14 protein-coding genes are annotated in these 12,947 nt (G+C 37.8%); 4 read left to right on the top strand and 10 right to left on the bottom strand.

What is annotated here, in order from left to right; genetic code table 11:
- Positions 1-125: 125 nt before the first annotated feature.
- From BET01_RS17145 to BET01_RS17130, 4 genes are all read right to left on the bottom strand, one after another.
- Positions 126-1,571, bottom strand: a complete 1,446-nt coding sequence (locus tag BET01_RS17145) for a glycoside hydrolase family 1 protein (RefSeq protein ID WP_166428741.1) — start codon at positions 1,569-1,571, stop codon at positions 126-128.
- A 12-nt stretch (positions 1,572-1,583) separates the two neighbouring features.
- Positions 1,584-3,410: a beta-glucoside-specific PTS transporter subunit IIABC gene (locus BET01_RS17140; protein ID WP_120198101.1), complete on the bottom strand. Its 1,827-nt coding sequence runs from the start codon at positions 3,408-3,410 to the stop codon at positions 1,584-1,586.
- Positions 3,411-3,477: 67 nt separating this feature from the next.
- On the bottom strand, positions 3,478-4,320 hold the full coding sequence (gene licT, locus BET01_RS17135) for a BglG family transcription antiterminator LicT (RefSeq protein WP_120198100.1): 843 nt from the start codon (positions 4,318-4,320) through the stop codon (positions 3,478-3,480).
- Between the two features lie 234 nt (positions 4,321-4,554).
- Complete coding sequence (locus tag BET01_RS17130; RefSeq protein WP_120198099.1) at positions 4,555-4,857, bottom strand: DUF3892 domain-containing protein; 303 nt, start codon at positions 4,855-4,857, stop codon at positions 4,555-4,557.
- Between the two features lie 194 nt (positions 4,858-5,051).
- Between BET01_RS17130 and BET01_RS17125 the strand changes: the two genes are divergently transcribed.
- Together BET01_RS17125 and BET01_RS17120 are read left to right on the top strand one after the other, a co-directional pair.
- Positions 5,052-5,774, top strand: a complete 723-nt coding sequence (locus BET01_RS17125; protein WP_158585093.1) for a ferric reductase-like transmembrane domain-containing protein — start codon at positions 5,052-5,054, stop codon at positions 5,772-5,774.
- 289 nt (positions 5,775-6,063) lie between these two features.
- A complete protein-coding gene (locus BET01_RS17120) occupies positions 6,064-6,540 on the top strand; it encodes a BlaI/MecI/CopY family transcriptional regulator (RefSeq protein ID WP_120198097.1) in 477 nt (158 codons plus the stop codon).
- Positions 6,541-7,336: 796 nt separating this feature from the next.
- Here the strand turns inward: BET01_RS17120 and BET01_RS17115 are convergent.
- The 4 genes from BET01_RS17115 to BET01_RS17100 form a co-directional block, all read right to left on the bottom strand.
- Entirely contained in the window at positions 7,337-7,552 is a 216-nt protein-coding gene (locus BET01_RS17115; protein ID WP_120198096.1) for a hypothetical protein, read from the bottom strand.
- 357 nt (positions 7,553-7,909) lie between these two features.
- On the bottom strand, positions 7,910-8,401 hold the full coding sequence (locus tag BET01_RS17110) for a flavodoxin family protein (RefSeq protein ID WP_120198095.1): 492 nt from the start codon (positions 8,399-8,401) through the stop codon (positions 7,910-7,912).
- Between the two features lie 36 nt (positions 8,402-8,437).
- On the bottom strand, positions 8,438-9,154 hold the full coding sequence (locus tag BET01_RS17105) for a 4Fe-4S binding protein (protein ID WP_120198094.1): 717 nt from the start codon (positions 9,152-9,154) through the stop codon (positions 8,438-8,440).
- Complete coding sequence (locus BET01_RS17100) at positions 9,135-9,716, bottom strand: PadR family transcriptional regulator (protein WP_120198093.1); 582 nt, start codon at positions 9,714-9,716, stop codon at positions 9,135-9,137. The genes BET01_RS17105 and BET01_RS17100 overlap by 20 nt, the downstream gene beginning before the upstream one ends.
- 396 nt (positions 9,717-10,112) lie before the next feature.
- Between BET01_RS17100 and BET01_RS17095 the strand changes: the two genes are divergently transcribed.
- Positions 10,113-10,682: a 50S ribosomal protein L25/general stress protein Ctc gene (locus BET01_RS17095; RefSeq protein WP_120198092.1), complete on the top strand. Its 570-nt coding sequence runs from the start codon at positions 10,113-10,115 to the stop codon at positions 10,680-10,682.
- 167 nt (positions 10,683-10,849) lie between these two features.
- Entirely contained in the window at positions 10,850-11,737 is an 888-nt protein-coding gene (locus BET01_RS17090; protein WP_120198091.1) for a sigma-70 family RNA polymerase sigma factor, read from the top strand.
- A 3-nt stretch (positions 11,738-11,740) separates the two neighbouring features.
- Here the strand turns inward: BET01_RS17090 and BET01_RS22165 are convergent, their stop codons facing one another.
- Together BET01_RS22165 and BET01_RS22160 are read right to left on the bottom strand one after the other, a co-directional pair.
- Positions 11,741-12,139, bottom strand: a complete 399-nt coding sequence (locus BET01_RS22165) for a methylated-DNA--[protein]-cysteine S-methyltransferase (protein ID WP_243117262.1) — start codon at positions 12,137-12,139, stop codon at positions 11,741-11,743.
- Positions 12,136-12,804, bottom strand: a complete 669-nt coding sequence (locus BET01_RS22160) for a bifunctional transcriptional activator/DNA repair enzyme AdaA (protein WP_243117261.1) — start codon at positions 12,802-12,804, stop codon at positions 12,136-12,138. Before BET01_RS22160 ends, BET01_RS22165 begins: the two co-directional genes overlap by 4 nt.
- Positions 12,805-12,947 lie beyond the last annotated feature (143 nt).

Here is a 12,947-nt window from a genome sequence, read left to right as displayed (position 1 = left end):
GCAGATCATTGATCCTATCTAGTTGTTCCCTTTTGCCCCAGTGACAGTCAGTCAGACACTCCATAAAAAAAGGCAGGGCTGGAATGGATGCAAAACGGATCCACCCCTTCCCTGCCATTATGGGTCTATATATCTGTTAAATCTCCCCCATTTGATTCTATTACTTTTTTATACCAGTAAAACGATTTTTTCCTAGATCGTTTCATGGTTCCGTTCCCTTGATCGTCTTTATCCACATAAATAAATCCATACCGCTTTCGCATCTCTCCTGTACCGGAGCTTACAATATCAAGAGCAGACCAGACTGTATATCCGAACAAATCAACTTTGTTGAGAATGGCTTTTTCCATCTCAATTATGTGCTGTCTTAAGTAGTTTATCCTATAATTGTCATGAATGCAACCGTTTTCATCCGGTTCATCTACAGCCCCTAATCCGTTCTCAACAATGAAGATAGGAATGCCATATCGGTCATTGATTTTGTTCAGTGTATAGAGCAAACCTTTGGGATCTATCTGCCATCCCCACTGGGTTGTTTCCAGGTAAGGATTCTTTACTCCACCTAGCAAATTGCCAAGAGTTGTAGCATGTCCATCCTCTGTTGTGATGCAGTTGCTCATATAGTAGGAGAAGGAATAAAAATCAACGCGGCCCTCTAATAACGTGGCTTCATCTCCTGGCTCAAAGACTAAATTCACTTCTTTTTCTTCCAGGTAACGCAAGGCATAACTAGGGTACTTTCCTTTTACCTGCACATCTCCGCAAAAATCATTGATGACATGATCAAGCTCCTGTAAGAGCAGCATATCTTCTGGCCTGCTAGTCAAAGGATACATGGTAATGTGAGCGATCATACAACCCACTTTAAAATCAGGATTGATTTCCTTTGCTGCGATTACAGCTCTGGCGCTGGCAAGAAACACATGGTGCAGTGCCTGAAAGCGGAGGTTTACATCATCGAGAGGATTTGCCACTTCATCATTTTCCCGGTTGATAATCCCTAGAACTTCAAGATTACCCATTGGCATGGTGGCAAAGTTGATCTCATTAAAAGTCAGCCAGTATTTCACCTTGTCTTTGTAACGTGTCATAACACATCTGGCGTACCGTTCAAAGTAATCAATGACCTTACGGTCTACAAATCCCTGATACGCTTTTACCAGATGATACGGTATCTCAAAGTGGCTTAAAGTGACCATTGGTTCTATGCCATACTTTTTGCATTCGTCAAAGACCTGGTCATAGAATTTAAGGCCTTCTTCATTAGGAATTTCATCATCTCCGTTGGGAAATATTCTGCTCCAGGCAATGGATAGCCGAAAAACCTTAAATCCCATTTCTGCAAATAATGCAATATCTTCTTTGTAACGGTGGTAAAAATCGACTGCTTCATGGCTGGGATAACTCTCATCTGGCAAAATTTCAGTCGTAAATACCCGATTTTTATTCCGGGAACCTGCTGTTAGATGATCGCCAATGCTATCCCATTTACCATCAGCCCTCCAGGCTCCCTCACACTGGTTGGCTGCAACCGCACCGCCCCATAAAAAATGATCTGGAAACAATTTCATTCCTCCTGTCTGTTATAATACGGCAATCAAATCATCGCCGCAATGAACGGTAGAGCCACTGTTATTAATTGCAATGACTTCCATATAATCCTTCGTATTAGTAACTAAAATCGGGGTGTCCAAAGAATACCCTTCTTCTTCAATGGCATCTTTGTCAAAGGAAATAAGAAGGTCGCCCTTTTTCACCCTATCTCCTTCTTTTACGTGGGCTTCAAAATATTTTCCACTTAGCTGCACCGTATCCATTCCTACGTGAATGATAATCTCACACCCATGGTCAGACATCAGTCCTACTGCATGCTTGGTGGGGAATAACATCACCACGGTACCGTCAAAAGGAGCGGTAACCTTTCCTTCTGTTGGTGTAATAGCAACGCCTTGTCCCAGAGTTCCGCTTGCAAAAGCTGCATCCTTTACCTGATCAAGGGCCATAACTTTACCATTTATTGGACTAGCAATGACATCCTTTTTGTATTTCTCAGAAGTATCTTCATCCTTTGTATTTAAAGGTGCTTCATCTTTAAACGTAACAAAGGAAACAACAAAACCAACTACAAGAGAAACTGAAGCTGCAATCAGTGAATAGATCAAACTTCTGCCAGGCTGTGCAGGATCAAGCAACGCTGGGATTTCGAAAAGTCCCATACCTGCCATGGTGTGATACTTTAAACCTAATGCTGCAGTGGCGGCACCTGCAAAAGCACCACAGAGACAGGACAAAACAAACTGTTTCATTCTTGGAAGCAAGATTCCATAAATTGCTGGCTCGGTTACTCCAAAGAACCCAGAAATCCATGCAGGAAGTGCAATCTGCTTTAAAGACTTATCTTTTGTCTTCAACCATATTGCAAATATCATTCCGGTTGTTGAGAAGGTAACGAAGGTAGTAAATGCCAAAATAGGATCTGGTGTTCCTGCTATGATGTTTGTAATACACAAAACCACCAAAACAATCTGAACGCCAAATACGATCATGATCTGCCACAATCCGCCTACTAAAAATCCAGCGATAATAGGATTCAGTTTGTATACAGATAACACACTCTGTGAAATGCCGTTAGAAAGCATATTGGCAAGAGGGCCAATGACTACAAAGCCGATTGGTAAGGCTATTAGCAGCACTAACATTGGTGTAATAAAGGTCTTTATCATATCAGGAATTACCCGGTTAAAAAAGCTCTCCAAAGGTTTTGCCAGGAATACAATCAAAATGACTGGTAGTAAGGTTGAAGTATAAGTCGTGTTAATTACATGGCCAAATAAAGGTACATCCGTTCCATTGATGGTTGGATAGCACAGTGCCGCTCCAATAATCAGGCCTAAGAATGGATTCATATTTATCTTCTTCGCTGTGTTAAAGCCAATCACAACCGGGAAGAAGAAGAAAATAGAATCGCCTATGGCATTGAGCAGAATATAGATTCCATCAGCATCAGAATAAAGTCCAAGGTATGCTAGAATGGAATTTAGTCCTTTTAACATACCGCAGGCACACAAGATGCCGATAGCTGGCATCATGATGCCGGAAATAAGATCCAAAGATTTTTCTCTAAAACTCATCCGCTTTTTCTCTGGCGCCGCCTCTGTTTTAATATTTGCCAGATTGCATACATCTGCAAATACCTGAGGCACATGATTTCCAATAACAACCTGATACTGTCCAGCGCTATGCATTACGGTTATGCAGCCCTCCGTATGTTTTAACGCTTCATCGTCTGCCAGACTTTCGTCTTTTAAGTTAAAACGCAGACGGGTTACACAGTGGACAAGGCTTACGATATTATCCTTGCCGCCGACTTTTTTGATGATGTCTTTTGCCAACAGGTCATATTTTCCCATTGTTATTACCTCCATTTTTCTTTTATATGAAATATGAAAGTTTAGCCAACTTAATGTAACCATCTCGTCATAAAACAGTCTTATATACCACTCGTTCGATGTGGAGTGTCAGATAAAGCAACTCATCACTGGATGCGTCATACTTGTACTTTTTCTTGAGAAATTCACATATCTTTTCTGCGCATTCGTATGCATTTACATATTTTTTCTTGATGATCTGAAGAAGATCATCTTGTTCATCATCAAGATAGGTTTTTCCCTCTAACAACCTTTGAGCAAAAAACTTCAAATGAGTGATGAATCGGAAATAATATAAGGAATCTTCGTTAAAAAATATGTGAAAATTATAAGATACAATGTTTGTGATCTCGGATATAATTTCAGCCACCTGGTGAATATCCTGGGCACCCTTTCGTGTAACTGCTTCCACAAGGTGAATGGCTATGAAACCAGCTTCGTCTTCTGGCAACCGGATGGAAAATCGCTTTTCAATCATATCAAGTGCCTTTAATCCAATCTCAAATTCCTTTTTATAAAATTTTCTAATATCCCAGAGAATGGCATTTTTAATCCCGATGCCTTCCTGAAATCGTCTCACAGCGGAATGCAGGTGATCGATGAGGGAGAGATATATGGTGTCATTTAAATCCACTTCCAGGACCTTAGCCGCATATTCTATGATTTCTTCTCCCAGTTCCACATAATCTATGGGAATGCTTGCAACCAGCTCCTGAAATCGGTTGTTGACCAAAGGATCGGACAGGACAAAGATCTTATCAATCTTACTTTCATCCAGTTCGTCACCGTTCTTCTTTTTGAAGGCCAGACCGCAGCCCATAACAACTTTTTCCACCCCGTTTTCATCTTTAATTACGACTGCATTGTTATTAAACACTTTGTAAATGATCATGGTCTTCACCCCTATCTCTTGTGATAAATCATCTTTAAAATTCTGCCTTTAGCGAAAAAAAACCTGCTTACTATGCTATTATAGGCTAAAAAAGCCAAAATAACATAATAAACAGGTATAGCTTGCTAGCGCAATCACCATCCACTGACTATAGTATAGTGGAACAAAGCAATTTTAGCAACATATTTTTTAGAGTTTCTATAAATTACTATTCATTATTACTAATTACCAATTTTAATTTGTGACAGACGGTAAACTGCTTAAATTATTGCTTTCACTGCCATCAGGAAGAGATTTTAAATACTCACTTCCATTTCTGGAGGAAACTCCCACACCTTGTATGCCACCCTGCTTTGCTAGCTCTACTCCGTTTTCCTTATTAAGAATTCTTCCATCGGATAGCTTATATCCGGTGACCCGACCGCTTTCCTTTACTAATGCGACGATCTGCTTAGCATCTGCGTTTGGTTCTGGAATTTCTTTCAGTGCCATCATTGGAAGATCATTTGCTGTACTAAGAAATTTGTTATCTTGCATTGTGATTCCCTCCTGTCTTATTGATTATTTTTATTTAAGATTAGTGTTTCAATTCTCCACCGAATTATTCAGGTACTATTATGCAATAAAAAACTTGACGCATGGCTTCGCTTGTGCTATACCTATTTTGTTAGTTTTGACTAACTATTATTTGCAGTATGAAACTGCAACATCCTAAAGGAGAATTCAAATCAATGATATTTTTAATCGCACTATTGGAAGCTGTTCTATTTGTTTTTCTTTGCAAAGGTGCAATCAAAAAACACCCAGGCGTTTTTTACGTTCTTTCCGTAGCAATCATTGCATTTTGCGCATGCTACAAGATAATGGATCTTTACTCCGTCTTTCCAGAATGGACCTATACTTATATTATTTCAGTCTTTTGGAGAGGCGCCTTTTCTACTGCCTTATTTGTAATCGTCATGTATATTGGTGCTTTGGATCGTAAAAGTAAAGTCGTTAAGGCTTTGATGCCAATTCGAGGGTATTTATCTATTATCGCCTGCCTGATTACATTGGCTCATTCCTTTGCCTATGGAGCATATTACATTCCAACTTTGTTCAACAGTCCCAAAGAACTGGATCTTAGGGGAATCATTGCACTGATTATCACGGCTCCTTTGTTTTCTATTATGATACTATTAATGGTAACTTCTTTTATAAAGGTTCGTCGTAAGATGAAACCGCAGGTATGGAAGAAGGTTCAGCGGCTTGCTTATCCGTGGTTTGCACTGCTCTACATATATCTGATGGTACTCTTTATTCCCTCCATCATAAAATCTTTTGATCCTGCCTCAGAAATAAGTATGTTTTATCGGGTAAATTATGTGATAACGATTGTTGTCTATAACTTGGTATTCGGTGGATATCTGATTTTAAGAGTAAGAAAATACCGACTGGACAAAGCAAGGAATTAGTACCTTTCACAATCTCTTCACACATCTATCAAAATCCCGTCACACTTTCCAAGTATAGTTAGAGACACAAGAGGTGAGAAACCTTTTTATAATATACTTTTTCATACTTCAGCCGGCAGGACCTTTAGGTTCTGCCGGCCCCTCCATGTAAAGGAAAAATATGTCTGCTTCGTATCGGTTTTAATTAATCTATTGGTTTTACGCTCTATTAACTTATTTATCATCGGTTGACAATATAGATAAATCAATTTATACTTAATCCATTCATATAATCAGCGAGGTGACTACTGTGTCATTAATTAAATTTACTAATAGAGAACTGAAAGTAATGTATATTTTATGGGAGTCAGATAGAGCATTGACTGCCTCGGAAATCTTTGAATTCATCGGAGATAACAAATTTAGTATCTTTAGTATACAGAATGCTCTTCAATCTCTTCTATCAAAAAATGCGGTTGCAGTAGCTTCCTATACAAAAGTCTTTAAGACAACTGCGCGTAAATACAAACCTGCTATCAGTTCGAATGATTATGCTTTTATGCAATTCTCCCAATATTATTCTCCAAAGGAAAGTAAGTCCGATATCCCAAATTTGGTATCAACATTAATTAAGTCTGAAGGCGAAAATATTGATAAGGAAACCTTAGACGAATTAGAAAAGTTGATAGAAATAAAAAAAGCTCAATATAAACAAGCGCAAGAGAAAAATGTTAGGAGACCAATTGATGATAACAACTTGGAGCATTCTGACCACAATAACCATTAGCTGCTTATTTATTGTAATGTTTTGTATATTAGCTAGGAAGGGCGTGTTGCAAAACTGTTTTTACAAACGGTTTTGCAACACGTTCTTTATTTATTGTTAAGTTCCAATTAGGAACATAAACTGCAAATGCTAAAGTTTAAATTATTTTATAGCTATATTGTTTTTACCACATAAAAAAGTCTTTCTGTCAGTTTACACTCTTGGATCTGTTTTATTTTCTTTTATGTTTATTAAATTCTCTAATTCCTAAAAAGAATAGTGTAATTCCCAATACAAAGCTAATGACTATTTTTATAAATTCCATCGGAATACCTCCATTTTTACTATCACTAAAGCATATTATACACATAGTAACAATTATAGTCAACCGTTAATTATTTTTATAAATTTGTACTGACACATTTATTTTTATCGATTAATATAAAATAACAACCGTTGCAAAATTTTATTCATTTAAAGCCCATTGTAACGCTTAAGAAAGGAGAAAACAAAAGAAAGCATTTAATTAACGCCTATCAATTTACAACGGTCTTTAATGTATAAAATCACATTTTCTAATATAGGTTTAGCAAGTAAAATTTGGGGAATTGCTGATGTTCAAGATTATTGTTTCGGGGGTTAATATTTTTAACTTAATTTATTAAAAAATGTGTTTTTATATCTAGTTCATAGGCCTAGTTGTAATTCTGATATATTTCTACCAAATATAAAAAGCATCTGTAAGTTTTTTGCAGATACTACGCATGATAGAAAAAGCGACTGAAGAAATTCAGCCGCTTTTTCTATATCCCTAAAATTATTCTCCATCATGCTTGTTGCCCGTTTTATAATCATCTCTTGCCCAGTTAGGTGCATTAATAGGACCAGCCTTTTCATCCCCATTTTTTGCAGCTCCCTGAATTTCTGGTACCTGAGCTTGTTCATTTTTGGGACGGTGCATTTTTTCATGATTTTCTGTTCCATGATTGTTGGAATCATAGGGACTTGGTCTTCTCATTCCTGCTTTTGCCATGATAATACCTCCTATTCTTCCATAGTCTCTGTATTTTCAAGGAAAGTATGCAGGTATTGTTCCCTTTCCTAAAATCATTAAAAATGATTGGCAATTAATTGATTTGCATGTTTTAAGAACTCCTGAATGAGTTTTAATTCATTGTCGTTTAGCCCGTCGAGATAACTAAATAGAGGGCTATCAAATTCTTTATGGTATTCTTGATGAAGCTCATCTCCTATAATAAGAATTTATATATTATAACTTCTTGTTAAATAGGTACAAAAAAAGCCCGCACTTTTCTGTGAGGGCCTATCATACCATTTGATTCTATTTGATTATCCTTATAATAGTCCAGCTACCATAGCAGATTGCGCTTTAGATATCTTTTGAAATATTTAACCCCTCTGCCCATTTTATTGCCTTAGTTGTATTCCCATCGGATTTCCTGAGTGGTTCAACAAAATCAATCACACTTAGAAACTCATTTCCCGGAAGAGCTTTCTTTAGCTTTTCAAAACACTTTGCAGCTCCCCCACCGCCATGACATGCAAACATCCCTATCTTTTTTCCCTGGATGGGATACTGACTGATCAGGCTTTTTATAGGCGGTGCAAAAGTTCCTGCCCACACTGGTGTACCGATTATAATAACATCATACTGTTTCATATCAATGGGTTGATTGATCAACTCCGGTTTCTCACCGAAGATAACACTTTTTCCACCCCAAAAAAACTTTCCAATGCCTTCTTTGGGATAAACCTTACTGGTCTTGAGCTCCACAAGATCGGCGTTTATTGTCTCTGATATCTTTTTTGCAACTAATTTTGTATTACCCTCAAATGAAAAATACACTACTAAAGCTTTCATAGCATTCTCCTTCTTTCAATCATTTTCTATTCTATATTAATGGGTTCGCTTTTTTGATATTCCAAAACCGATGGCCTGTTTCGGACAAATATCAACACACGCCAAGCAGCTTATGCATTCTTTTGAATCCATATTACCAGACTTTACCATATGGGAAACGTCTAACCCCATGGGACATTCTTTTGTACACTTTTTGCAGGAAACACAAGAATCGGGATTGGGTTTAAGCCTGAACCTTGGGATGTGTAGAAAATCGGAAATCGTTTCTCCTATGACCATAAAAGGAGCCATCCAACAAAGACTATGGCACATTCCCCGTCTTCCCGTACTAATTGTAAACAGGTATATAATCGTCATAACAATGGCATATATCATCATATATTGCCCATCCATCTGATATAAATACAAGAACTCTCCCTTTAAGGGACGATGTTTTATCCAGAGAAACAGAATAAAAGAAAACCACACAGCCCAGATTATGTATTTTGACAGGTTTTTCCCTTTGCTATTCCAGTTTCTTTTATTTGCGCCAGAGATAAGGTCCTGGACTGCTCCGCCGGGGCAAATCCAGCCACAGTAGATACGGCTAAATAAAATGGAACATAATAGAAGGAAGCCAAATACCATGGCACTGCCATTTATCACACCTGTAGTGGCAGACAAAACAATGACATAAGGTGATAAAAAGAAAAAAGTTAGTGGAAACATTAACACCGAAAATGCAAGTATGCCTTTACGTATTCTTTGTCTCATGGTTCTTTTCCCCTTTCGCAGAAATTATACCCTTTGCTTCAATGGCCCAAGCCTTCATAGCAGAATACAGATGAATGCCGCAAAGAGCTGTCAATTTGCTGTAGGTGCAGTCAAAATTCTGTCCTTTTTCTCCCTCCATCTCTTCCATATAACCGTTCATATCCTCAAGGAGCTTCTCATTCCTTTTCATAAATTCATCCAGATGTCCAAGAAGCACTTCTTTTGTGGTATTATCTCCAAATGATATTTTAAGCAAGATTTCATATCTAAATTTTTCAATCTCAGGCGCTTTGGAAAGCCAGTCAGACAGCTCCTTTTTACCTGGTTCTGTAATGGTATATATAATCTGCCCCCTCCCGTTACCATGTTCTGAATTATGTGAGCTGACTGCAAGACCCTCTTCTACAAGCTTTTTAAGGGTGGGATAAATCTGCCCATAGCTTTCCTGCCAGAAATGACTGTACTCATTCTCCAGCCATTTTTTAATCGTATAGCCAGTCTGGGGCGTGAGCGCAAGCATTCCAAGCATTACATATTTGGATTTTCCTGTGTTCTCTTTCATGGGTGCACCTCTGTTTCTGATATAACATTATAATATATCATAATGTTATATCATGTCAAGAAAGAACTTCATTTTTATTCGTCCAAAATGCTCTTAATTTTTCACGTGGATAAAATGTGTAGTTGCAACACTACATTTATAACAAATAACACTATCAGAGGAAAAATAACTGTTTTTTTCTCGACACGAATAATAATAATCTTCCAAACAACAGACTTCTCCCACAATAGACTTGCTTTTATCCGTCACATATGGTATAATACTATTAATTGGATATAAAAGAACCGTCTTTTGAAGAAGGGCTTTTCTTAGTTTCATTTTAGGATGAAACAATGAAAGCCCTTCTTTTTCAGTAACAGGCTATTTTATACCATACAATTCACAAGGAGGATCACAATGGATATTATTACTGTGGAAAAACGTAATGAACAATTAAAGGCAAAGCAATTGCGAAGAAAAGGCATTGTACCTTGCTGTGTATATGGAGGCGGACTTGCCAATACTATCTCGATTCAGATGGAACAAAAAACTGCCGACAAACTGCTTCGAGTACTACGGCTGGGAAGCAAGGTTCAACTTAAATTAGATGACCAAAACATAATCACACAGATTAAGGACAAATACTTTGCTAATGGTAAAGTCGAGCATATTGATTTTCAGGCATTGGACCCACAAACAAAAGTTAATAGTGTAGCACACATCATTTTAGAAAATAGTGATGTTGTCACCGGTGTTTTGGATAAAATGTTAATGGAGATTCCATATGCCTCTTTACCAAAAGATATGATTGATACTATTACAGTAGATCTAGAAGGTAAAGCGGTTGGAACAACCATAGCGGTCAAAGACATTCCGGAATTCTCAAACGAAAACATTGAATTGCAAGTGGAAACAGATAGCATTATTTTAAAAATTTCAGAAAAGAAATCTTCAATTTCAAAGGATAATGCGTTAGCAAATGAATAACGAATATTTAGATTTGTTGGATTCCATAAGAGCCTTGATTGTCGATTTATCATGAGACATGAGAGGCTCTGTGTTTTCATATACAGAGGTGTATATGAAATACAACTCCAGATTTACTATTAATTAGAACATGTACAAGAAACACCATAAATTTAGGGAGGGATAAAATGCCAGCAGCAGAACAAAAGAATGTAGATGCAACGATTGAAACAAAACAACTGGATACCTATGTAGACGATTCTATAAAAATGTATCTATTGCAAGCAGGTGAATCCCCTTTGCTGACTCAACAAGAAGAATATCAACTTGCCAAACTTTCTGCGCAAGGAAATAGGGAGGCAAAAAACAGACTTGTTTGCTCTAATCTCAGGCTTGTCGTCAGTATTGCAAAAAAACATGAACCATATGTACAATCCTTAACCTTGCTTGACTTAATTCAGGAAGGAAATATCGGTCTTATGAAAGCGGTGGAACGGTATGATTATTCGCTGGGATATCGTTTTTCTACCTATGCTACCTGGTGGATTCGTCAGGCAATCACTCGGGGAATCGCAGACCAGGACCGTGCGATTCGTTTACCTGTACATCACAGAGATGACTTAAATCTAATCCATCAAATTCTGCGTCAACTCGATCATAAGCAAGAATCCTTTACAACTCAAGACGTGTCTGAATTAACAGGATTTTCTGTAGAAAAAATAGATAAGCTTCTGCTGGATTCTGCATCAATTGCCTCACTTGACACTCCACTTATGGATGATAATTCATGCTTCTTGGGTGATTTTATTGAAGATAAAACTATTTTATCTCCCGAAAAAAGTGTAATTGATATTATGCTTAAAGAAGAAATTAATAAGCAGCTATCATCTTTAAAACCGAGAGAGCAGATAGTTGTCAATATGAGATTTGGACTCAATGGAGAAAACCCCCATACTCTGGAAGAAGTAGGAAACCATATCGGAGTCACGAGAGAACGAATTAGACAAATCGAAACTCGGGCCTTAAGCAGTCTCCGCGTGGCAAAACGCAGCAAACATCTGGTCGATTTTTTGTAAGCCTTACACCTCCTCTTCCTTATGAAAGTTCTGTTCATGGTCCAGAAGCCATTTTTTTCGTTCTCGTCCACCACCATAACCGCCAATATCTCCACTGGTTTGAATCACTCTGTGACAAGGAATTATAACAGCCAACTGATTGGCTCCATTTGCATTGCCTACGGCTCTAACACCATCAGGAGTGCCGATTTGAGATGCTATTTTTTTATAGGTGGAAACCTCTCCTGCCGGAATTTCTTGTAACGCATTCCATACCTTTTTTTGAAAATCAGACCCGAGGAAAAAGACAGGAGTCTGAAAATGAATCAGCTTATTATTAAAATACAGGGACAGTTCCTCCTCGATCTGTTTTGATATCTTAGTTTCTCCAGGTAATATAGTTGCCTTTAATTTGTTTCTCAACCGTTCAATCTCCCGCTCCAATCCACGGCGGTCAACAAATTCAAGCAGATAAAGATACGTGTCATCCGAAATACTGAGCATAGGACCAAGCTTTGTATTGATCCATTTGGCATACAGAAGCTGAATCTGCCCTTTTTGATTGGCGGATTTCCCATAATCTTTGAAAATGCATCATAAAATCCACTGGCAGAATCATAGCCAGCATTTAACTGAGCATCAATCACCTTTTCTCCCAGTCGTATGGATTGCAGGGCAAGTCCCATTCTACGAGCCCTTGCATACTGAACAAACGTCATGCCATAAGCCTGTTTGAATTGCCGTCTAGCGGTTGCCGGATGAGCGCCTAAGACCTTGAAGTCTTCTTCCTTCCATCTCTTTTGTGGATTCTCCTCCACCAGTGTTACAATCTCTTTTACTAATGGAGATAGATCATGGGGATAAGAAAGAGGGTTACAGCGTTTGCAGGGTCTAAAACCGGACAATAAAGCCGACTGGGCATCTTCAAAAAACAGACAGTTCTCATATTTGGGTTTTCTTGCAGGGCAAGTGGCATGGCAGAAAACACCTGTGGTCTTGATTGCCGCAAAAAATATACCGTCATAATTTGCATCTTTTCGTACCAATGCTTCGTAATATCTCTTTTTTATTTTTTCTTCTTCTATCATAATTTTACCTCTTATCTATCAGAAACCGTATTTTTTTCTTATCAACAATAGCATTTTTTGTCGTATGTCGATTAACAGAAATTAATTTACTTGTTACATCAATGGATCAGTCTATTAAATTGCTGCCTTAATTAATCCTAATT

Origin of the sequence: Lacrimispora algidixylanolytica, from assembly GCF_003609635.1 — a bacterium.
GTDB lineage: Bacteria > Bacillota > Clostridia > Lachnospirales > Lachnospiraceae > Lacrimispora > Lacrimispora algidixylanolytica.
The sequence above is the reverse complement of the archived record's forward strand: the minus strand, read 5'-3'. Positions and strand labels throughout refer to the sequence as shown.

Excerpts from the sequence above, each read along its gene's own strand:
- BET01_RS17100 (WP_120198093.1), bottom strand. The coding sequence starts at position 9,716 with ATGAAAGAGAACACAGGAAAATCCAAATATGTAATGCTTGGAATGCTT.
- BET01_RS17115 (WP_120198096.1), bottom strand. The coding sequence starts at position 7,552 with ATGGCAAAAGCAGGAATGAGAAGACCAAGTCCCTATGATTCCAACAAT.
- BET01_RS17105 (WP_120198094.1), bottom strand. The coding sequence starts at position 9,154 with ATGAGACAAAGAATACGTAAAGGCATACTTGCATTTTCGGTGTTAATG.
- BET01_RS17125 (WP_158585093.1), top strand. The coding sequence starts at position 5,052 with ATGATATTTTTAATCGCACTATTGGAAGCTGTTCTATTTGTTTTTCTT.
- BET01_RS17130 (WP_120198099.1), bottom strand. The coding sequence starts at position 4,857 with ATGCAAGATAACAAATTTCTTAGTACAGCAAATGATCTTCCAATGATG.
- BET01_RS17145 (WP_166428741.1), bottom strand. The coding sequence starts at position 1,571 with ATGAAATTGTTTCCAGATCATTTTTTATGGGGCGGTGCGGTTGCAGCC.
- BET01_RS17095 (WP_120198092.1), top strand. The coding sequence starts at position 10,113 with ATGGATATTATTACTGTGGAAAAACGTAATGAACAATTAAAGGCAAAG.
- BET01_RS22160 (WP_243117261.1), bottom strand. The coding sequence starts at position 12,804 with ATGATAGAAGAAGAAAAAATAAAAAAGAGATATTACGAAGCATTGGTA.
- BET01_RS17110 (WP_120198095.1), bottom strand. The coding sequence starts at position 8,401 with ATGAAAGCTTTAGTAGTGTATTTTTCATTTGAGGGTAATACAAAATTA.
- BET01_RS17090 (WP_120198091.1), top strand. The coding sequence starts at position 10,850 with ATGCCAGCAGCAGAACAAAAGAATGTAGATGCAACGATTGAAACAAAA.
- BET01_RS17140 (WP_120198101.1), bottom strand. The coding sequence starts at position 3,410 with ATGGGAAAATATGACCTGTTGGCAAAAGACATCATCAAAAAAGTCGGC.
- licT (WP_120198100.1), bottom strand. The coding sequence starts at position 4,320 with ATGATCATTTACAAAGTGTTTAATAACAATGCAGTCGTAATTAAAGAT.